Origin of the sequence: Endozoicomonas euniceicola, assembly GCF_025562755.1 — a bacterium.
GTDB lineage: Bacteria > Pseudomonadota > Gammaproteobacteria > Pseudomonadales > Endozoicomonadaceae > Endozoicomonas_A > Endozoicomonas_A euniceicola.
Map to the genome: position 1 here is coordinate 734,027 of NZ_CP103300.1, position 21,396 is coordinate 755,422.

The window sequence follows — 21,396 nt, forward strand, 5'->3', positions numbered from 1 at the left end:
GGCCTGTCCTGATGCTACTAAGATAGCCAGAGGGCGGTCTGGTTAGAAAAGAGTGGGAAAAAAGCTTTTTTTGCCGTGAACCGGTTCAGGATAAGCGGTCTGTGTCGTCGAACAGTTTGGCCGCTTTCTTCATTGGCTCTATCTTTGACCGCTACTACTCCTAACTCAAGGTTTTGTGTCCTTATGAAAACAATTAAGCTGATCGTTATTAATCAGCTGCTTTTATTGTTTGCCGTGGCATTTTTTTTACCGATGACTGGATACGGAAGTGCTTTTTCCATCCTGCCAGAATGGATGGGGTGGAACAGTCCCTCAAATAAGGCGGCCGTTAAAATCAGTCAGATAGTGCTTGCCAATGATGCGCCTTCTCTTCATTTTTCTTATGAAATCAACAAGACCTCCAGTGATTTTGTTCAGCCAGAAAAAAACCAGGTTTATACCCGCTGGGATGGTTGTAAAAACGACAGCTTGCGTATTTGTTTCCGAAGAGCGGCTAAAGTCTTTGAAGGGGGCTATTCCTATCCTCCCACGATTTCAGGCTCGACAGAGCTTAATGTAGAAATGGGTGAGGTCACGCCAGACGAAGGCGGCTGGCAGTCGGTGGCCAGTGTCCGTTTATCGGGAAAAGGCTCGGGCTGGCTGGTGATTGCAGGGGATGATGGCTGGCGGATTGCACCGGATTGCAGCGGTATTGACTCAGATGATTCCAGCGTACTGAACAGGTCTGAAAAGCCGTCAGTCGATCTTGTTGTCCCGACAGCGTTGGTTCTGGAAAAGGGTAATAATGCAGAAGATCATGGCTCGCCCTATTCCCGCCGCTCATTGCCGGACATATCTGACATCACTAAACAAAATAATCTGCCCGGTGATCGTGATGATCTGCTCACCGGTTCTTCTGGTGGCGGCAGCTTCGATAACCTCGATGACTCATTTAAAAGGAGACCCGGAGGGAGTGGCCGTCGCCCTTTATTTTTCTTTGAAGTAACGAGCAGAATGCATGGGGTGGCTGTCAGTATTCCTGGTACAGCTGGTCAGCCCGGGGAGGTTAAAAAACTGGTTTTAAGACCTCAAATTATTCTGGTGATCTGGCGGGGTTGGGAGCGACAGGAGATTCCTGTTACATCGCAAATGTGGGGTTCAATAAAGCGGGCAGGGCTTGATGGGGATCCGGGACTGTTTCTCGCTCTGGCTGAAAGCGATCCGGATAAATTGAAAGAAACGCTTGAAAACTATTTGAAAAAGCACTCGCCCCTTGCCGACGTCCTTAGCTATCACTGTGAAGATCTCAATCTGGACCCAAAAGCGGGTAATGCCCGATTACTTAGCGTATCGGTTTTTCCGGGATCTTGCCCTTCGGGAGTGGGATGCTCCGGAGGAGAGAAAGAAGCAAACGGAGCAATGAATGACCTGCCCCAGAATAATCCAGATGGCTATGCCTGTAACAACCATGGTCAGCCGGTTAAAAGTTTTGGTAACAACGGGGGAGGAGGAGACGGTTCCGGGAATCCGGAAATCAACTCATGTACATTCTGTGGGAATGCACAGGTAAACTCCAATGGCTTATGCACAAACTGCCTCATGGCTAAACAAGAGGTGTCGCCTTTTGAGGTTTTACCAACTGAGATCTTGCTTAAAATAGCTGAGGGCTTGTCATGGCGTGATGTTAACCGCTGGAGTTTAATAAATAAGAATTTTTTGAATCGTCTCAACACACAAATAAAACCGAAAATTCTATTCGATCAATATTATGGCTCTGCTGCGAAAGCGTATAGAAAGGTAATAAAAAACGGGGACGTACCTGCTGTTCCAAACAGTGAAATTGATGACCCTTTGTTACGGCTTGCTTGTCATAGATTCGCAAGCAATAGATACCTGACTTCTCTGGGAAATAGTACTCAGCAGCAATGCGTGGTGACGCTGTATGGACATATCTACGAGGTGACCTCAGTCACACCATTGGCCGATGGGCGGCTGGCTTCCGGCTCTTGGGACAAGACCGTAAAGGTGTGGGATCTGAGCAAACCCGACAGGGAGCAATGCGTGGCGACGCTGAAGGGGCATACTAGCTGGGTGAACTCAGTCACGTTATTGGCCGATGGGCGGCTGGCTTCCGGCTCTCGGGACAAAACCGTAAAGGTGTGGGATCTGAGCAAGCCCGACGGGGAGCGATGCGTAGTGACACTGAGTGGGCATATCTTCTATGTGACCTCAGTCACGCCATTGGCCGATGGGCGGCTGGCTTCCGGCTCTTATGACAAGACTGTAAAGGTGTGGGATCTGAGCAAGCCCCCCGGGAAGGAATGCGTGGCGACGCTGCATGGGCATACCAAATGGGTGAACTCAGTCACGCCACTGGCCGATGGGCGGCTGGCTTCCGGCTCTCATGACTGCTCCGTAAGAGTGTGGGATCTGAGCAAGCCCGACGGGGAGCAATGCGTGGTGACGCTGGAAGGGCATACCTTCTGGTTGTCCTCAGTCACGCCATTGGCCGATGGGCGGCTCGCTACCGCCTCTAGGACGGACAATACCGTATGGGTGTGGGATCTGAGCAAGCCCAACGGGAAGCAATGCGTGGCGACGCTGGAAGGGCATACCTTCTGGTTGTCCTCAGTCACGCCATTGGCCGATGGGCGACTGGCTTCCGCTTCTTCGGACAATACCGTAGGGGTGTGGGATCTGAGTAAGCCCCAAGGAAGTCAATACGTGGCGACGCTAGAGGGGCATACCAACGCTGTGCTCTCAGTCACGCCATTGGCCGATGGGCGGCTGGCTTCCGCTTCTTCGGACAATACCGTAAGGGTGTGGGATCTGAGCAAACCCGACGGGGAGCAATGCGTGGCGACGCTGAAGGGGCATACCGACGTGGTTTTCTCAGTCACGCAATTGGCCGATGGGCGGCTGGCTTCCGGCTCTAAGGACAAGACCATAAAGGTGTGGGTTCTGAGCAAAAATTCTGAAACGAAGTAAACATATTGGTTAATGGGGAAAATATATCGATTAATAATGTAAAAAATACCAGTGGTGCCCGAGCTAAAAGTCACCGCGCGGCGGCCTACCTTCTAAGTCTGAAACAACCACTGCATGCCTACTTACCTCAGGTTCCACAGGAGTTTTCAAACATATTGAACCCGAGCCATGGCAATTTGGCAAATAAGTACTAATTCATAGCAAAACTGACGGGTTGAAAAGTGCGCACTGGAAATTCTGCTAGTTTAAATAAAACCATTATGGCCGCAGCGCTTTGATGTGTTTTTTTGCGGTAACTGTCGGCTCAAACTTGAACCCCTATTCCTGATTCAGGGTTTTGTACCATTATGAAAACAATTAAGCTGATCGTCATTAATCAGCTGCTTTTATTGTTTGCCGTGGCATTTTTTTTACCGATGACTGGATACGGAAGTGCTTTTTCCATCCTGCCAGAATGGATGTGGTGGAACAGTCCCTCAAATAAAGCGGCCGTTAAAATCAGTCAGATAGTGCTTGCCAGAGATGCGCCTTCTCTTCTTTTTTCTTATGAAATCAACAAGACCTCCAGTGATTTTGTTCAGCCAGAAAAAAACCAGGTTTATACCCGCTGGGATGGTTGTAAAAACGACAGCTTGCGTATTTGTTTCCGAAGAGCGGCTAAAGTCTTTGAAGGGGGCTACTCCTATCCTCCCACGATTTCAGGCTCGACAGAGCTTAATGTAGAAATGGGTGAGGTCACGCCAGACGAAGGCGGCTGGCAGTCGGTGGCCAGTGTCCGTTTAACGGGAAAAGGCTCTGGCTGGCTGGCGATTGCAGGGGATGATGGCTGGCGGATTGCACCGGATTGCAGCGGTATTGACTCAGATGATTCCAGCGTACTGAACAGGTCTGAAAAGCCGTCAGTTGATCTTATTGTCCCTACAGAGCGGGTTCTGGAAAAGGGTAATAATGCAGAAGATCATGGCTCGCCCTATTCCCGCCGCTCATTGCCGGACATATCTGACATCACTAAACAAAATAATCTGCCCGGTGATCGTGATGATCTGCTCACCGGTTCTTCTGGTGGCGGCAGCTTCGATGACCTCGATGACTCATTTAAAAGGCGACCCGGAGGGAGTGGCCGTCGCCCTTTATTTTTCTTTGAAGTAACGAGCAGAATGCATGGGATGGCTGTCAGTATTCCTGGTACAGCTGGTCAGCCCGGGGAGGTTAAAAAACTGGTTTTAAGACCTCAAATCATTCTGGTGATCTGGCGGGGTTGGGAGCGACAGGAGATTCCTGTTACATCGCAAATGTGGGGTTCAATAAAGCGGGCAGGGCTTGATCGGGATCCGGGACTGTTTCTCGCTCTGGCTGAAAGCGATCCGGATAAATTGAAAGAAACGCTTGAAAACTATTCGAAAAAGCACTCGCCCCTTGCCGACGTCCTTAGCTATCACCGTGAAGATCTCAACCTGAACCCAAAAGCGGGTAATGCCCGATTACTTAGCGTATCGGTTTTTCCGGGCTCTTGCCCTTCGGGAGTAGGATGCTCCGGAGGAGAGAAAGAAGCAAACGGAGCAATGAATGACCTGCCCCGGAATAACCCAGATGGCTATGCCTGTAACAACCATGGTCAGCCGGTTAAAAGTTTTGGTAACAACGGGGGAGGAGGAGACGGTTCCGGGAATCCGGAAATCAACTCATGTACATTCTGTGGGAATGCACAGGTAAACTCCAATGGCTTATGCACAAACTGCCTCATGGCTAAACAGGAGGCGGCTAAAGAGAAGCCATCATCCCACCTGTCTTTACCTACGGCGCGGGAAGATAAAGGAAATAACCTGCTTACAGCGCTTATTAATGGAATTACCTGGTTTTTTGGCAGGGCAACAAACCCGTCTGCCAACCAGAAAGGGGGGTTGTCTTTAGTGAATCTACCAATTGAGATCTTGTTTGAAATAGCTAAGGGCTTGTCATGGCGTGATATTAACAGCTGGAGTTTAACAGCTAAGTCTTTTTTCGCAGTTTTCTACACATTCAACATAAAAGAAAAACTGACAAAAATATCCTGCCACTATTATGGCTCTGCTGAGGAAGCGTATAGAGAAATAATAAAAAACATGGATTTACCTGCTGTTCCAAACAGTGAAATTGATGACCCTTTGTTACGGCTTGCTTATCAAAGATACAAAAGCAATAAATACCTGACTTCTCTGGGAAATAGTACTGAGCAGCAATGCGTGGCGACGCTGGAAGGGCATAACGACTGGATTCACTCAGTCACGCCACTGGCCGACGGGCGGCTGGCTTCCGCCTCTCGGGACAGGACCGTAAAGGTGTGGGATTTGAGCAAGCCCGACGGGAAGCAATGCGTGGCGACACTGAGTGGACAACATACCAAAGCGGTGACCTCAGTCACTCAATTGGCCGATGGGCGGCTGGCTTCCGTCTCTGGTGGCAAGACCGTAAAGGTGTGGGATCTGAGCAAGCCCCACGGAAAGCGATGCGTGAAGAGGCTGAAGGGGCATACCAACAAGGTTTCCTCAGTCACGCCATTGGCCGATGGGCGGCTGGCTTCCGTCTCTGCTGACTGCACCGTAAGGGTGTGGGATCTGAGCAAGCTCCACAGAAGGCAATGCGTGGCGACGCTGGAGGGGCATACCTTCTGGATTTCCTCAGTCACGCAATTGGCCGATGGGCGGCTGGCTTCCGGCACTGATAGAGGAACGATAAGGGTGTGGGATCTGAGCAAGCCCCACGGAAAGCAATGCGTGGCGAAGCCGGCAGCACATGGCTTCGGTTTGCTCTCAGTCACGCCATTGGCCGATGGACGGCTGGCTTGCGCCTATCAAGACAAGACTGTAAAGGTGTTGGATCTGAGTAAGCCCTTCAGGGAGCAATGCGTGGAGACGCTGTATGGGCATACCAACGAGGTGACGTCAGTCATGTCATTGGTCGATGGGCGACTGGCTTCCGCCTCTTCTGACAATACCGTAAAGGTGTGGGATCTGAGCAAGCCCGACGGGGAGCAATGCGTGGCGACACTGAAGGGGCATACCGACGTGGTTTTCTCAGTCACGCAATTGGCCGATGGGCGTCTGGCTTCCGCCTCTGTTGACAAGACCATAAAGGTGTGGGCTCTGAGCAAGGATTCTGAAACGACAAAAACATATTGGTTAATGGAGAAAATATATTGGTTAACAAATAAAATATATTGCTCAATCATGTAAAAATACCAGTGGTGCCTGAACTAAAAATTCATAGCAAAACTGACGGATGAAAAAGCGTGCATGGAAAATTCTGCTAATTTAAATAAAACCATTATGGCCGCAGTGCTTTGATGTGTTTTTTTTGCGGTAACTGTCAGCTCAAACCCGAACTCCTGTACCATTATGAAAACAATTAAGCTGATCGTTATTAATAAGCTGCTTTTATTGTTTGCCATGGCATTTTTTTTACCGATGACTAGATACGGAAGTGCTTTTTCCATCCTGCCAGAATGGATGGGGTGGAACAGTCCCTCAAATAAGGCGGCCGTTAAAATCAGTCAGATAGTGCTTGCCAATGATGCGCCTTCTCTTCATTTTTCTTATGAAATCAACAAGACCTCCAGTGATTTTGTTCAGCCAGAAAAAAACCAGGTTTATACCCGCTGGGATGGTTGTAAAAACGACAGCTTGCGTATTTGTTTCCGAAGAGCGGCTAAAGTCTTTGAAGGGGGCTATTCCTATCCTCCCACGATTTCAGGCTCGACAGAGCTTAATGTAGAAATGGGTGAGGTCACGCCAGACGAAGGCGGCTGGCAGTCGGTGGCCAGTGTCCGTTTATCGGGAAAAGGCTCGGGCTGGCTGGTGATTGCAGGGGATGATGGCTGGCGGATTGCACCGGATTGCAGCGGTATTGACTCAGATGATTCCAGCGTACTGAACAGGTCTGAAAAGCCGTCAGTCGATCTTGTTGTCCCGACAGCGTTGGTTCTGGAAAAGGGTAATAATGCAGAAGATCATGGCTCGCCCTATTCCCGCCGCTCATTGCCGGACATATCTGACATCACTAAACAAAATAATCTGCCCGGTGATCGTGATGATCTGCTCACTGGTTCTTCTGGTGGCGGCAGCTTCGATGACCTCGATGACTCATTTAAGATGAGACCCGGAGGAAATAACCGCCGCCCTTTATTTTTCTTTGAAGTGATGAGCAGAATGCTTGGGGCGGCTGTCAGTGTTTTTGGTACAGCTGGTCAGCCCGGGGAGGTTAAAAAACTGGTTTTAAGACCTCAAATCATTCTGGTGATCTGGCGGGGTTGGGAGCCACAGGAGATTCCTGTTACATCGCAAATGTGGGGTTCAATAAAGCGGGCAGGGCTTGATCGGGATCCGGGACTGTTTCTCGCTCTGGCTGAAAGCGATCCGGATAAATTGAAAGAAACGCTTGAAAACTATTTGAAAAAGCACTCGCCCCTTGCCGACGTCCTTAGCTATCACTGTGAAGATCTCAACCTGAACCCAAAAGCGGGTAATGCCCGATTACTTAGCGTATCGGTTTTTCCGGGCTCTTGCCCCTCGGGAGTGGGATGCTCCGGAGGAGAGAAAGAAGCAAACGGAGCAATGAATGACCTGCCCCGGAATAATCCAGATGGCTATGCCTGTAACAACCATGGTCAGCCGGTTAAAAGTTTTGGTAACAACGGGGGAGGAGGAGACGGTTCCGGGAATCCGGAAATCAACTCATGTACATTCTGTGGGAATGCACAGGTAAACTCCAATGGCTTATGCAGAAACTGCCTCATGACTAAACAAGAGGTGTCGCCTTTTGAGGTTTTACCAACTGAGATCTTGCTTAAAATAGCTGAGGGCTTGTCATGGCGTGATGTTAACCGCTGGAGTTTAATAAATAAGAATTTTTTGAATCGTCTCAACACACAAATAAAACCGAAAATCCTATTCGATCAATATTATGGCTCTGCTGCGAAAGCGTATAGAAAAGTAATAAAAAACGGGGACGTACCTGCTGTTCCAAACAGTGAAATTGATGACCCTTTGTTACGGCTTGCTTGTCATAGATTCGCAAGCAATAGATACCTGACTTCTCTGGGAAATAGTACTCAGCAGCAGTGCGTGGCGACGCTGTATGGACATATCTACGAGGTGACCTCAGTCACACCATTGGCCGATGGGCGGCTGGCTTCCGGCTCTTGGGACAAGACCGTAAAGGTGTGGGATCTGAGCAAACCCGACAGGGAGCAATGCGTGGCGACGCTGAAGGGGCATACTAGCTGGGTGAACTCAGTCACGTCATTGGCCGATGGGCGGCTGGCTTCCGGCTCTCGGGACAAAACCGTAAAGGTGTGGGATCTGAGCAAGCCCGACGGGGAGCAATGCGTGGCGACGCTGAAGGGGCATACCAACTGGGTGAGTTCAGTTACGCCATTGGCCGATGGGCGGCTGGCTTCCGGCTCTGATGACCAGACCGTAAGGGTGTGGGATCTGAGCAAACCCGACGGGGAGCAATGCGTGGCGACACTGAAGGGGCATACCCACGCGGTTTTCTCAGTCACGCAATTGCCCGATGGGCGGCTGGCTTCCGGCTCTCATGACTGCTCCGTAAGAGTGTGGGATCTGAGCAAGCCCGACGGGGAGCAATGCGTGGTGACGCTGGAAGGGCATACCTTCTGGTTGTCCTCAGTCACGCCATTAGCCGATGGGCGGCTGGCTTCCGGCTCTTGGGACAAGACCGTAAGGGTGTGGGATCTGAGCAAGCTCCACAGAAGGCAATGCGTGGCGGCGCTGGAGGGGCATACCTTCGGGGTTTCCTCAGTCACGCCATTGGCCGATGGGCGGCTGGCTTCCGCTTCTTCGGACAATACCGTAAGGGTGTGGGATCTGAGCAAACCCGACGGGGAACAATGCGTGGCGACGCTGAAGGGGCATACCGACGTGGTTTTCTCAGTCACGCAATTGGCCGATGGGCGGCTGGCTTCCGGCTCTAAGGACAAGACCATAAAGGTGTGGGTTCTGAGCAAAAATTCTGAAACGAAGTAAACATATTGGTTAATGGGGAAAATATATCGATTAATAATGTAAAAAATACCAGTGGTGCCCGAGCTAAAAGTCACCGCGCGGCGGCCTACCTTCTAAGTCTGAAACAACCACTGCATGCCTACTTACCTCAGGTTCCACAGGAGTTTTCAAACATATTGAACCCGAGCCATGGCAATTTGGCAAATAAGTACTAATTCATAGCAAAACTGACGGGTTGAAAAGTGCGCACTGGAAATTCTGCTAGTTTAAATAAAACCATTATGGCCGCAGCGCTTTGATGTGTTTTTTTGCGGTAACTGTCGGCTCAAACTTGAACCCCTATTCCTGATTCAGGGTTTTGTACCATTATGAAAACAATTAAGCTGATCGTCATTAATCAGCTGCTTTTATTGTTTGCCGTGGCATTTTTTTTACCGATGACTGGATACGGAAGTGCTTTTTCCATCCTGCCAGAATGGATGTGGCGGGACAGTCCCTCAAATAAGGCGGCAGTTAAAATCAGTCAGATAGTGCTTGCCAATGATGCGCCTTCTCTTCATTTTTCTTATGAAATCAACAAGACCTCCAGTGATTTTGTTCAGCCAGAAAAAAACCAGGTTTATACCCGCTGGGATGGTTGTAAAAACGACAGCTTGCGTATTTGTTTCCGAAGAGCGGCTAAAGTCTTTGAAGGGGGCTACTCCTATCCTCCCACGATTTCAGGCTCGACAGAGCTTGATGTAGAAATGGGTGAGGTCACGCCAGACGAAGGCGGCTGGCAGTCGGTGGCCATTGTCCGTTTAACGGGAAAAGGCTCGGGCTGGCTGGCGATTGCAGGGGATGATGGCTGGCGGATTGCACCGGATTGCAGCGGTATTGACTCAGATGATTCCAGCGTACTGAACAGGTCTGAAAAGCCGTCAGTTGATCTTATTGTCCCTACAGAGCGGGTTCTGGAAAAGGGTAATAATGCAGAAGATCATGGCTCGCCCTATTCCCGCCGCTCATTGCCGGACATATCTGACATCACTAAACAAAATAATCTGCCCGGTGATCGTGATGATCTGCTCACCGGTTCTTCTGGTGGCGGCAGCTTCGATGACCTCGATGACTCATTTAAAAGGCGACCCGGAGGGAGTGGCCGTCGCCCTTTATTTTTCTTTGAAGTAACGAGCAGAATGCATGGGATGGCTGTCAGTATTCCTGGTACAGCTGGTCAGCCCGGGGAGGTTAAAAAACTGGTTTTAAGACCTCAAATTATTCTGGTGATCTGGCGGGGTTGGGAGCGACAGGAGATTCCTGTTACATCGCAAATGTGGGGTTCAATAAAGCGGGCAGGGCTTGATCGGGATCCGGGACTGTTTCTCGCTCTGGCTGAAAGCGATCCGGATAAATTGAAAGAAACGCTTGAAAACTATTCGAAAAAGCACTCGCCCCTTGCCGACGTCCTTAGCTATCACCGTGAAGATCTCAACCTGAACCCAAAAGCGGGTAATGCCCGATTACTTAGCGTATCGGTTTTTCCGGGATCTTGCCCTTCGGGAGTGGGATGCTCCGGAGGAGAGAAAGAAGCAAACGGAGCAATGAATGACCTGCCCCGGAATAATCCAGATGGCTATGCCCATAACAACCATGGTCAGCCGGTTAAAAGTTTTGGTAACAACGGGGGAGGAGGAGACGGTTCCGGGAATCCGGAAATCAACTCATGTACATTCTGTGGGAATGCACAGGTAAACTCCAATGGCTTATGCACAAACTGCCTCATGGCTAAACAGGAGGCGGCTAAAGAGAAGCCATCATCCCACCTGTCTTTACCTACGGCGCGGGAAGATAAAGGAAATAACCTGCTTACAGCGCTTATTAATGGAATTACCTGGTTTTTTGGCAGGGCAACAAACCCGTCTGCCAACCAGGCAGAAGAAAAGACTGCAAAGGGCATTTCGGTTGGTCTCCAGAAAGGGGGGTTGTCTTTAGTGAATCTACCAATTGAGATCTTGTTTGAAATAGCTAAGGGCTTGTCATGGCGTGATATTAACAGCTGGAGTTTAACAGCTAAGTCTTTTTTCGCAGTTTTCTACACATTCAACATAAAAGAAAAACTGACAAAAATATCCTGCCACTATTATGGCTATGCTGAGGAAGCGTATAGAGAAATAATAAAAAACATGAATTTACCTGCTGTTCCAAACAGTGAAATTGATGACCCTTTGTTACGGCTTGCTTATCAAAGATACAAAAGCAATAAATACCTGACTTCTCTGGGAAATAGTACTGAGCAGCAATGCGTGGCGACGCTGGAAGGGCATAACGACTGGATTCACTCAGTCACGCCACTGGCCGACGGGCGGCTGGCTTCCGCCTCTCGGGACAGGACCGTAAAGGTGTGGGATTTGAGCAAGCCCGACGGGAAGCAATGCGTGGCGACACTGAGTGGACAACATACCAAAGCGGTGACCTCAGTCACTCAATTGGCCGATGGGCGGCTGGCTTCCGTCTCTGGTGGCAAGACCGTAAAGGTGTGGGATCTGAGCAAGCCCCACGGAAAGCGATGCGTGAAGAGGCTGAAGGGGCATACCGACAAGGTTTCCTCAGTCACGCCATTGGCCGATGGGCGGCTGGCTTCCGTCTCTGCTGACTGCACCGTAAGGGTGTGGGATCTGAGCAAGCTCCACAGAAGGCAATGCGTGGCGACGCTGGAGGGGCATGTCTTCTGGGTTTCCTCAGTCACGCAATTGGCCGATGGGCGGCTGGTTTCCGGCACTGATGGAGGAACGATAAGGGTGTGGGATCTGAGCAAGCCCCACGGAAAGCAATGCGTGGCGAAGCCGGCAGCACATGGCTTCGGTTTGCTCTCAGTCACGCCATTGGCCGATGGACGGCTGGCTTGCGCCTATCAAGACAAGACTGTAAAGGTGTTGGATCTGAGTAAGCCCGACGGGGAGCAATGCGTGGAGACGCTGTATGGGCATACCAACTTGGTGGCCTCAGTCACGTCATTGGCCGATGGGCGACTGGCTTCCGCCTCTGTTGACAAGACCATAAAGGTGTGGGATCTGAGCAAGCCCGACGGGGAGCAATGCGTGGCGACACTGAAGGGGCATACCGAAGTGGTTTTCTCAGTCACGCAATTGGCCGATGGGCGTCTGGCTTCCGCCTCTGTTGACAAGACCATAAAGGTGTGGGCTCTGAGCAAGGATTCTGAAACGACAAAAACATATTGGTTAATGGAGAAAATATATTGGTTAACAAATAAAATATATTGCTCAATCATGTAAAAATACCAGTGGTGCCTGAACTAAAAATTCATAGCAAAACTGACGGATGAAAAAGCGTGCATGGAAAATTCTGCTAATTTAAATAAAACCATTATGGCCGCAGTGCTTTGATGTGTTTTTTTTGCGGTAACTGTCAGCTCAACCCCGAACTCCTGTACCATTATGAAAACAATTAAGCTGATCGTTATTAATCAGCTGCTTTTATTGTTTGCCGTGGCATTTTTTTTACCGATGACTGGATACGGAAGTGCTTTTTCCATCCTGCCAGAATGGATGTGGCGGGACAGTCCCTCAAATAAGGCGGCAGTTAAAATCAGTCAGATAGTGCTTGCCAATGATGCGCCTTCTCTTCATTTTTCTTATGAAATCAACAAGACCTCCAGTGATTTTGTTCAGCCAGAAAAAAACCAGGTTTATACCCGCTGGGATGGTTGTAAAAACGACAGCTTGCGTATTTGTTTCCGAAGAGCGGCTAAAGTCTTTGAAGGGGGCTACTCCTATCCTCCCACGATTTCAGGCTCGACAGAGCTTGATGTAGAAATGGGTGAGGTCACGCCAGACGAAGGCGGCTGGCAGTGGGTGGCCAGTGTCCGTTTAACGGGAAAAGGCTCGGGCTGGCTGGCGATTGCAGGGGATGATGGCTGGCGGATTGCACCGGATTGCAGCGGTATTGACTCAGATGATTCCAGCGTACTGAACAGGTCTGAAAAGCCGTCAGTTGATCTTATTGTCCCGACAGCGTTGGTTCTGGAAAAGGGTAATAATGCAGAAGATCATGGCTCGCCCTATTCCCGCCGCTCATTGCCGGACATATCTGACATCACTAAACAAAATAATCTGCCCGGTGATCGTGATGATCTGCTCACCGGTTCTTCTGGTGGCGGCAGCTTCGATGACCTCGATGACTCATTTAAAAGGCGACCCGGAGGGAGTGGCCGTCGCCCTTTATTTTTCTTTGAAGTAACGAGCAGAATGCATGGGATGGCTGTCAGTATTCCTGGTACAGCTGGTCAGCCCGGGGAGGTTAAAAAACTGGTTTTAAGACCTCAAATCATTCTGGTGATCTGGCGGGGTTGGGAGCGACAGGAGATTCCTGTTACATCGCAAATGTGGGGTTCAATAAAGCGGGCAGGGCTTGATCGGGATCCGGGACTGTTTCTCGCTTTGGCTGAAAGCGATCCGGATAAATTGAAAGAAACGCTTGAAAACTATTTGAAAAAGCACTCGCCCCTTGCCGACGTCCTTAGCTATCACTGTGAAGATCTCAACCTGAACCCAAAAGCGGGTAATGCCGGATTACTTAGCGTATCGGTTTTTCCGGGATCTTGCCCTTCGGGAGTGGGATGCTCCGGAGGAGAGAAAGAAGCAAACGGAGCAATGAATGACCTGCCCCGGAATAATTCAGATGGCTATGCCCATAACAACCATGGTCAGCCGGTTAAAAGTTTTGGTAACAACGGGAGAGGAGGAGACGGTTCCGGGAATCCGGAAATCAACTCATGTACATTCTGTGGGAATGCACAGGTAAACTCCAATGGTTTATGCACAAACTGCCTCATGGCTAAACAGGAGGCGGCTAAAGAGAAGCCATCAACCCACCTGTCTTTACCTGCGGCGCAGGAAGATAAAGGAAATAACCTGCTTACAGCACTTATTACTGGAATTACCTGGTTTTTTGGCAGGGCAACAAACCTGTCTGCCAACCAGGCAGAAGAAAAGACTGTGGAGGACGTTTCGGTTGGTTCCCTGAAAGAGGTGTCGCCTTTAGAGGTTCTACCACCTGAGATCTTGCTTAAAATAGCTGATGGCTTGTCATGGCGTGATGTTAATCGCTGGAGTTTAACAGCTAAGCATTTTTTCACGGTTTTCAACAAAAAAGAAAAACTGAAAAAACTATCCTGTCACTATTATGGCTCTGCTGAGGAAGCGTATAGAGAAATAATAAAAAACATGGACGTACCTGCTGTTCCAAACAGTGAAATTGCTGACCCTTTGTTACGGCTTGCTTATCGTAGAATCGCAAGCAATAAATACCTGACTTCTCTGGGAAGTAGTACTCAGCAGCAATGCGTGGCGACGCTGGAAGGGCATACCGAGGAGGTGCGCTCAGTCACGCCACTGGCCGATGGGCGGCTGGCTTCCGCCTCTGCTGACAGGACCGTAAAGGTGTGGGATCTGAGCAAGCCCGACGGGAAGCAATGCGTGGCGACGCTGAAGGGGCATACCCTCGATGTGATCTCAGTCACGCCACTGGCCGATGGGCGGCTGGCTTCCGCCTCTGCTGACAAGACCGTAAAGGTGTGGGATCTGAGCAAGCCCGACGGGAAGCAATGCGTGGCGACGCTGAAGGGGCATACATTCTATGTGTTCTCAGTCACGCAATTGGCCGATGGGCGGCTGGCTTCCGCCTCTGCTGACCGCACCGTAAGGGTGTGGGATCTAAGCAAGCCCCCCGGGAAGGAATGCGAGGCGACGCTGAAAGGGCATACCAACGGGGTGACCTCAGTCACGCCACTGGCCGATGGGCGGCTGGCTTCCGCCTCTCATGACGGGACCGTAAAAGTGTGGGATCTGAAAAAGCTCCACGGGGTGCAATGCGTGGCGAAGCTGAACCACTGGATTCACTCAGTCACGTTATTGGCCGATAAGCGGCTGGCTTCCGGCTCTCATGACGGGATCGTAAGGGTATGGGATCTGAGTAAGCCCGCCGGAGCGCAATGCGTGGTGACACTGGAAGGGCATATCGACATGGTTAACTCAGTCACGCCATTGACCGATGGACGGCTGACTTCCGGCTCTCGGGACAAAACCGTAAGGGTGTGGGATCTGGGCAAACCCGACGGGGAGCAATGCGTGGCGACGCTGAAGGGGCATACCAACTGGGTGACCTCAGTCACGCCATTGGCCGATGGGCGGCTGGCTTCCGCCTCTGTTGACAAGACCATAAAGGTGTGGGCTCTGAGCAAGGATTCTGAAACGAAGAAGACATATTATACCAATCCCTTTTTCAGAATATGAGCTAAACTGAGTATAAATTTTATTGCCTACTATCTACTATTAAGATGTCTTGTTCTCCCAATTTATCCGAAGCCTTCTTTAAAGAAGATTTCCAAAACCAAGCACGACATGCCTTAGATAACAGGGAGTGTATTCGGCTGCTTGGTTTGCGGCTCTTACAAAAAGGTCTACCAGAAACAGAAGTTGCAGATTTACTCGATGTCCACCCTCAAGCAGTATACAAATGGTTATGCCGTTATAAAGAAGGAGGAGCAGAGTCTCTTAAGGATAGAGGCGGTCGTGGCAGAAAAAATATATTAACTGATGAACAAGAACAGCGATTTAAAAGTGCCGTTCTTGAACTTCAGGAACAACGTGAAGGGGGAAGAGTTGTTGGAAGAGATATCAAAGAAATGTTAAGCAAGGAATTTGGCATAGACTGTGTCAACTCAACAGTTTATAGATTACTTCATAAAGTTGGCCTTTCATGGATCTCCGGTCGAACACGTCACCCTGAGAGTGATCCAGAAGCACAGGAAGCGTTTAAAAAAAATTCAAAGATGAGGTACAGCAAAGGATACCGGAAAGTGTAGATCTAAAAAATGTTGATGTTTGGTTTCAAGACGAAGGACGCTTTGGTCAACAAAACACTATCAGCAGAATTTGGGCTCCTAAAGGAAGTCGACCAGGATTAATTCGGCAACGCCAATTCAAATATGCTTATATGTTTGGAGCCGTCTGCCCAGAACGAGATAAAGCTATTGCCTTAATACTTCCGATGGCTAATACAGAATCAATGGCTCTTCTTTTAAATGAGATTTCTAAAGTAACACCTGAAGGACAGTATGCGGCAGTGGTGATAGATAATGCTGGATATCATCACGCAAATGATCTTCCCGAATATGACAACCTGGTGCTAATTCCATTACCTCCTTATTCACCAGAGCTGAATAGTTCAGAACAACTTTGGGAGTGGTTGAGAGAACATGATTTATCCAACCGTCATTCAGCACTTAATCTGAGAATTTCCTAAAACCATCTAAAATGTAAAAAATTTTCAGACTGAGCATATGCCATGCAACCTCATCAATTTCACATTCAACGCATCGACCATACTGGGTTGGTGGCCGGTATGTGCAAAGAGCTCGGGATCGCTAACCTTCTGGATTCTCTGGTTCCCAACCAATCTGAAACCAGAAAGATTTCCTTCGGAGAAACCGTTGTCTCAATGCTGCTTAACGGACTGGGCTTCACTGCTCGCACACTCCACATGTTCCCTGAGTTTCACGCCGACAAGCCACTGGATAAACTTATTCGACCGGGTATAGAGCCGGAACATATCAACGAAAGTGTACTCGGCAGAGCCTTGGATCAAATTTTTGAACTGGGTGTAAGTGAGGTCTATTTATCACTGGCTGTCAAGGCCGTTAATGTATTGAAACTGCCGTGTAATGCTCTGAATCTTGATTCAACCAGCTTTCATGTGGACGGTCGTTATAACAGTGAGTCTGAAGTCGATGAAGAAGACCTGAACTGCATTAAAATCTGTCGTGGATACAGCAGAGATCACCGACCTGAATTAAATCAGGCGATACTGCTCCTAATGACTGAAAATCAGGCGGGTATTCCCGTATTCATGGCCGCATCCAGTGGCAATATAAACGACAACACTAATTTTAAAAAAGTCATCAGCAAGCATTTGAAATGCTACAAAGAGGCGCTGAATAATCGTTACCTGATCGGCGATGCTGCACTTTACACAACAGACAATGTACGTATATTACATCAGCAAGAGCAACAGTTTATCACCCGGGTTCCGGCTAAAATAAAAGCCGCAAGAGAGCTTGTGGACAGTGTCGCTTCTTGTGCGATGACACCGGTTGAAGGTGCCGAAGGTTATGAGAGCTGCGAAGTACTGTCCGACTATGCGGATGTATCTCAACGGTGGGTTCTGATTCGCAGTGAACAGGCTCGGAAAAGCGAACAGAAAACACTGCTCAAAAAACTGTTGAAAAAGTCAGAAAAAGAAGCGGAAGCACTGACCAGCAAGCTGGCGAAGAAACCGTTCAAGTGTGAAACGGACGCATTGCGTGCGTTCAATGAGTGGCAATCAAAAAGCAATTATTGTCAGGCAGAACCTGTAATTACGACAAAACCATGCTATACCAAAGCGGGACGTCCGGAGAAAGACAGCAAACCAGATAGCGTGGAGTATTATGTCAGCGGTCATCCTTGGGTATCTGTTGACTGTCGTGAAGTAGCAGAGGCCTCTCTGGGGTGCTTTGTGTTGGCAACAAACAATCTGGACAAGAGCCAGCTAAGTTCAGCAGAAGTGTTGAGCACTTATAAATCACAGCAGTCGGTGGAGCGTGGATTTCGGTTTCTGAAAAGCCCTGAATTTCTGGTCTCCTCGCTGTTTTTAAAGAAGCCGGAACGTATAGAAGCGTTGCTTATGGTGATGACGCTTTGTCTGTTAGTCTACGCAGCGATACAGCATCGAATCAGGCATGAATTAAAGCGTCAGAGTAGGTTCTTTCCGGATATGAAGCGAAAGCCCTATCAGAATCCGACTGCACGCTGGGTATTTTTTTGCTTTCAGGGAATTAATGTTTTATTAGTCGATGGTCATGAAAAACATGTCGTTGGCTTGCAGGAGAGGCAATTAACCATCATTTCAATTCTTGGCCGATCGTACCAAGAGATTTATTCCTGATATAGGTGCTGAATGACGGATCCAATAGGTCTTTCAAAAATTATGATGCCATCGTTGATGCACTCTGCGATGGATGGAAAAAGCTTACTTCTGAAGTTGGCCGTTTAAAAAGTTTATGTTCCAGAAGCTGGGCTACTTTATCATAATTTAAAAACGGAATTGGTATTAGTTAATGGAGAAAATATATTGCTTAATAATGTGAAAAATACCAGTAGTGTCTGAGCTAAAAGTCGCCGCGCAGCGGCCTGTCCTGATGCTACTAAGATAGCCAGAGGGCGGTCTGGTGAGAAAAGAGTGGGAAAAAAGCTTTTTTTGCCGTGAACCGGTTCAGGATAAGCGGTCTGTGTCGTCGAACAGTTTGGCCGCTTTCTTCATTGGCTCTATCTTTGACCGCTACTACTCCTAACTCAAGGTTTTGTGTCCTTATGAAAACAATTAAGCTGATCGTTATTAATCAGCTGCTTTTATTGCTTGCTCTGTCATTTTTTTTACCGATGACTGGATACGGAAGTGCTTTTTTTATCCTGCCAGGATGGATGGGATATGGAAGTGCTTTTTCCATCCTGCCAGAATGGATGTGGTGGAACAGTCCCTCAAATGAGGCGGCAGTTAAAATCAGTCAGATAGTGCTTGCCAATGATGCGCCTTCTCTTCTTTTTTCTTATGAAATCAACAGGACCTCCAGTGATTTTGTTCAGCCAGAAAAAAACCAGGTTTATACCCGCTGGGATGGTTGTAAAAACGACAGCTTGCGTATTTGTTTCCGAAGAGCGGCTAAAGTCTTTGAAGAGGGCTACTCCTATCCTCCCACGATTTCAGGCTCGACAGAGCTTAATGTAGAAATGGGTGAGGTCACGCCAGACGAAGGCGGCTGGCAGTCGGTGGCCAGTGTCCGTTTATCGGGAAAAGGCTCGGGCTGGCTGGTGATTGCAGGGGATGATGGCTGGCGAATTGCACCGGATTGCAGCGGTATTGACTCAGATGATTCCAGCGTACTGAACAGGTCTGGCAAGCCGTCAGTTGATCTTATTGTCCCTACAGAGCGGGTTCTGGAAAAGGGTAATAATGCAGAAGATCATGGCTCGCCCTATTCCCGCCCCTCATTGCCGGACATATCTGACATCACTAAACAAAATAATCTGCCCGGTGATCGTGATGATCTGCTCACCGGTTCTTCTGGTGGCGGCAGCTTCGATGACCTCGATGACTCATTTAAAAGGCGACCCGGAGGGAGTGGCCGTCGCCCTTTATTTTTCTTTGAAGTAACGAGCAGAATGCATGGGGTGGCTGTCAGTATTCCTGGTACAGCTGGTCAGCCCGGGGAGGTTAAAAAACTGGTTTTAAGACCTCAAATTATTCTGGTGATCTGGCGGGGTTGGGAGCGACAGGAGATTCCTGTTACATCGCAAATGTGGGGTTCAATAAAGCGGGCAGGGCTTGATCGGGATCCGGGACTGTTTCTCGCTCTGGCTGAAAGCGATCCGGATAAATTGAAAGAAACGCTTGAAAACTATTTGAAAAAGCACTCGCCCCTTGCCGACGTCCTTAGCTATCACTGTGAAGATCTCAACCTGAACCCAAAAGCGGGTAATGCCCGATTACTTAGCGTATCGGTTTTTCCGGGATCTTGCCCTTCGGGAGTGGGATGCTCCGGAGGAGAGAAAGAAGCAAACGGAACAATGAATGACCTGCCCCGGAATAATCCAGATGGCTATGCCTGTAACAACCATGGTCAGCCGGTTAAAAGTTTTAGTAACAACGGGGGAGGAGGAGACGGTTCCGGGAATCCGGAAATCAACTCATGTACATTCTGTGGGAATACACAGGTAAACTCCAATGGCTTATGCACAAACTGCCTCATGGCTAAACAGGAGGCGGCTAAAGAGAAGCCATCCACCCACCTGTCTTTACCTGCGGCGCAGGAAGATAAAGGAAATAACCTGCTTACAGCACTTATTACTGGAATTACCTGGTTTTTTGGCAGGGCAACAAACCTGTCTGCCAACCAGGCAGAAGAAAAGACTGTGGAGGACGTTTCGGTTGGTTCCCTGAAAGAGGTGTCGCCTTTAGAGGTTCTACCACCTGAGATCTTGTTTGAAATAGCTAAGGGCTTGTCCTGGCGTGATGTTAACAACTGGAGTTTAGCAGCTAAGCGTTTTTTCGAAGTTTTCTACACATTCAACATGAAAGAAAAACTGACAAAACTATCCCATCAATATTATGGCTCTGCTGCGAAAGCGCATAGATATAGAAAAATGATAAAAAACATGGACATACCTGCTGTTCCAAACAGTGAAATTGATGACCCTTTGTTACGGCTTGCTTATCGTAGAATCGCAAGCAATAAATACCTGACTTCTCTGGGAAGTAGTACTCAGCAGCAATGCGTGGCGACGCTGAAAGGGCATACCGAGGAGGTGCTCTCAGTCACGCCACTGGCCGATGGGCGGCTGGCTTCCGCCTCTGCTGACGGGACCGTAAAGGTGTGGGATCTGAGCAAGCCCGACGGGAAGCAATGCGTGGCGACGCTGAAGGGGCATACCCACGATGTGATCTCAGTCACGCCACTGGCCGATGGGCGGCTGGCTTCCGCCTCTGCTGACAGGTCCGTAAAGGTGTGGGATCTGAGCAAGCCCGACGGGAAGCAATGCGTGGCGACGCTGAAGGGGCATACATTCTATGTGATCTCAGTCACGCCATTGGCCGATGGGCGGCTGGCTTCCGCCTCTGCTGACCGCACCGTAAGGGTGTGGGATCTAAGCAAGCCCGACGGGGAGCAATGCGTGGCGACGCTGGAAGTGCATACCGACGCGGTGACCTCAGTCACGCCACTGGCCGATGGGCGGCTGGCTTCCGCCTCTCATGACGGGACCATAAAGGTGTGGGATCTGAAAAAGCTCGACGGGGTGCAACGCGTGGCGAAGCTGAACCACTGGATTCACTCAGTCACGTTATTGGCTGATAATCGGCTGGCTTCCGGCTCTAATGACGGGATCGTAAGGGTATGGGATCGGAGTAAGCCCGCCGGAGCGCAATGCGTGGTGACACTGGAAGGGCATATCGACATGGTTAACTCAGTCACGCCATTGACCGATGGACGGCTGGCTTCCGGCTCTCGTGACAATACCGTAAAGGTGTGGGATCTGGGCAAACCCGACGGGGAGCAATGCGTGGCGACGCTGAAGGGGCATACCAACTGGGTGACCTCAGTCACGCCATTGGCCGATGGGCGGCTGGCTTCCGCCTCTGTTGACAAGACCATAAAGGTGTGGGTTCTGGGCAAAAATTCTGAAACGAAGTAAACATATTGGTTAATGGGGAAAATATATCGATTAATAATGTAAAAAATACCAGTAGTGTCTGAGCTAAAAGTCGCCGCGCAGCGGCCTGTCCTGATGCTACTAAGATAGCCAGAGGGCGGTCTGGTGAGAAAAGAGTGGGA

Annotated in this window: 9 protein-coding genes; all 9 read left to right on the forward strand. The window is 49.4% G+C overall.

Annotation, left to right across the window (positions count from 1 at the left end):
- Positions 1 to 183 precede the first annotated feature (183 nt).
- The 9 genes from NX720_RS02760 (at position 184) to NX720_RS02800 (ending at position 21,256) form a co-directional block, all read left to right on the forward strand.
- Positions 184 to 2,967, forward strand: a complete 2,784-nt coding sequence (locus NX720_RS02760; RefSeq protein ID WP_262599237.1) for a WD40 repeat domain-containing protein — start codon at positions 184 to 186, stop codon at positions 2,965 to 2,967.
- Positions 2,968 to 3,314: 347 nt separating this feature from the next.
- Positions 3,315 to 6,179, forward strand: coding sequence for a WD40 repeat domain-containing protein (locus NX720_RS02765; protein WP_262599239.1), 2,865 nt, complete (start codon positions 3,315 to 3,317; stop codon positions 6,177 to 6,179).
- 162 nt (positions 6,180 to 6,341) lie between these two features.
- Positions 6,342 to 8,990: a WD40 repeat domain-containing protein gene (locus NX720_RS02770; RefSeq protein WP_262599241.1), complete on the forward strand. Its 2,649-nt coding sequence runs from the start codon at positions 6,342 to 6,344 to the stop codon at positions 8,988 to 8,990.
- 347 nt (positions 8,991 to 9,337) lie between these two features.
- Positions 9,338 to 12,244: a WD40 repeat domain-containing protein gene (locus NX720_RS02775; protein WP_262599242.1), complete on the forward strand. Its 2,907-nt coding sequence runs from the start codon at positions 9,338 to 9,340 to the stop codon at positions 12,242 to 12,244.
- A 162-nt stretch (positions 12,245 to 12,406) separates the two neighbouring features.
- Positions 12,407 to 15,262, forward strand: a complete 2,856-nt coding sequence (locus NX720_RS02780; RefSeq protein WP_262599243.1) for a WD40 repeat domain-containing protein — start codon at positions 12,407 to 12,409, stop codon at positions 15,260 to 15,262.
- A gap of 44 nt (positions 15,263 to 15,306) precedes the next feature.
- Positions 15,307 to 15,834: an IS630 family transposase gene (locus tag NX720_RS02785; protein WP_262595375.1), complete on the forward strand. Its 528-nt coding sequence runs from the start codon at positions 15,307 to 15,309 to the stop codon at positions 15,832 to 15,834.
- A complete protein-coding gene (locus tag NX720_RS02790) occupies positions 15,819 to 16,274 on the forward strand; it encodes an IS630 family transposase (protein WP_262601709.1) in 456 nt (151 codons plus the stop codon). Before NX720_RS02785 ends, NX720_RS02790 begins: the two co-directional genes overlap by 16 nt.
- A 42-nt stretch (positions 16,275 to 16,316) precedes the next feature.
- Positions 16,317 to 17,954: an IS1634 family transposase gene (locus tag NX720_RS02795; RefSeq protein WP_262597167.1), complete on the forward strand. Its 1,638-nt coding sequence runs from the start codon at positions 16,317 to 16,319 to the stop codon at positions 17,952 to 17,954.
- 425 nt (positions 17,955 to 18,379) lie between these two features.
- Entirely contained in the window at positions 18,380 to 21,256 is a 2,877-nt protein-coding gene (locus tag NX720_RS02800) for a WD40 repeat domain-containing protein (protein ID WP_262599245.1), read from the forward strand.
- The last annotated feature ends 140 nt before the right edge of the window (positions 21,257 to 21,396 follow it).

Bases quoted from the DNA above. Each gene is read 5' to 3' on its own strand.
- NX720_RS02770 (WP_262599241.1), top strand. From the start codon at position 6,342: ATGAAAACAATTAAGCTGATCGTTATTAATAAGCTGCTTTTATTGTTT.
- NX720_RS02765 (WP_262599239.1), top strand. From the start codon at position 3,315: ATGAAAACAATTAAGCTGATCGTCATTAATCAGCTGCTTTTATTGTTT.
- NX720_RS02780 (WP_262599243.1), top strand. From the start codon at position 12,407: ATGAAAACAATTAAGCTGATCGTTATTAATCAGCTGCTTTTATTGTTT.
- NX720_RS02775 (WP_262599242.1), top strand. From the start codon at position 9,338: ATGAAAACAATTAAGCTGATCGTCATTAATCAGCTGCTTTTATTGTTT.
- NX720_RS02760 (WP_262599237.1), top strand. From the start codon at position 184: ATGAAAACAATTAAGCTGATCGTTATTAATCAGCTGCTTTTATTGTTT.
- NX720_RS02800 (WP_262599245.1), top strand. From the start codon at position 18,380: ATGAAAACAATTAAGCTGATCGTTATTAATCAGCTGCTTTTATTGCTT.
- NX720_RS02785 (WP_262595375.1), top strand. From the start codon at position 15,307: ATGTCTTGTTCTCCCAATTTATCCGAAGCCTTCTTTAAAGAAGATTTC.
- NX720_RS02795 (WP_262597167.1), top strand. From the start codon at position 16,317: ATGCAACCTCATCAATTTCACATTCAACGCATCGACCATACTGGGTTG.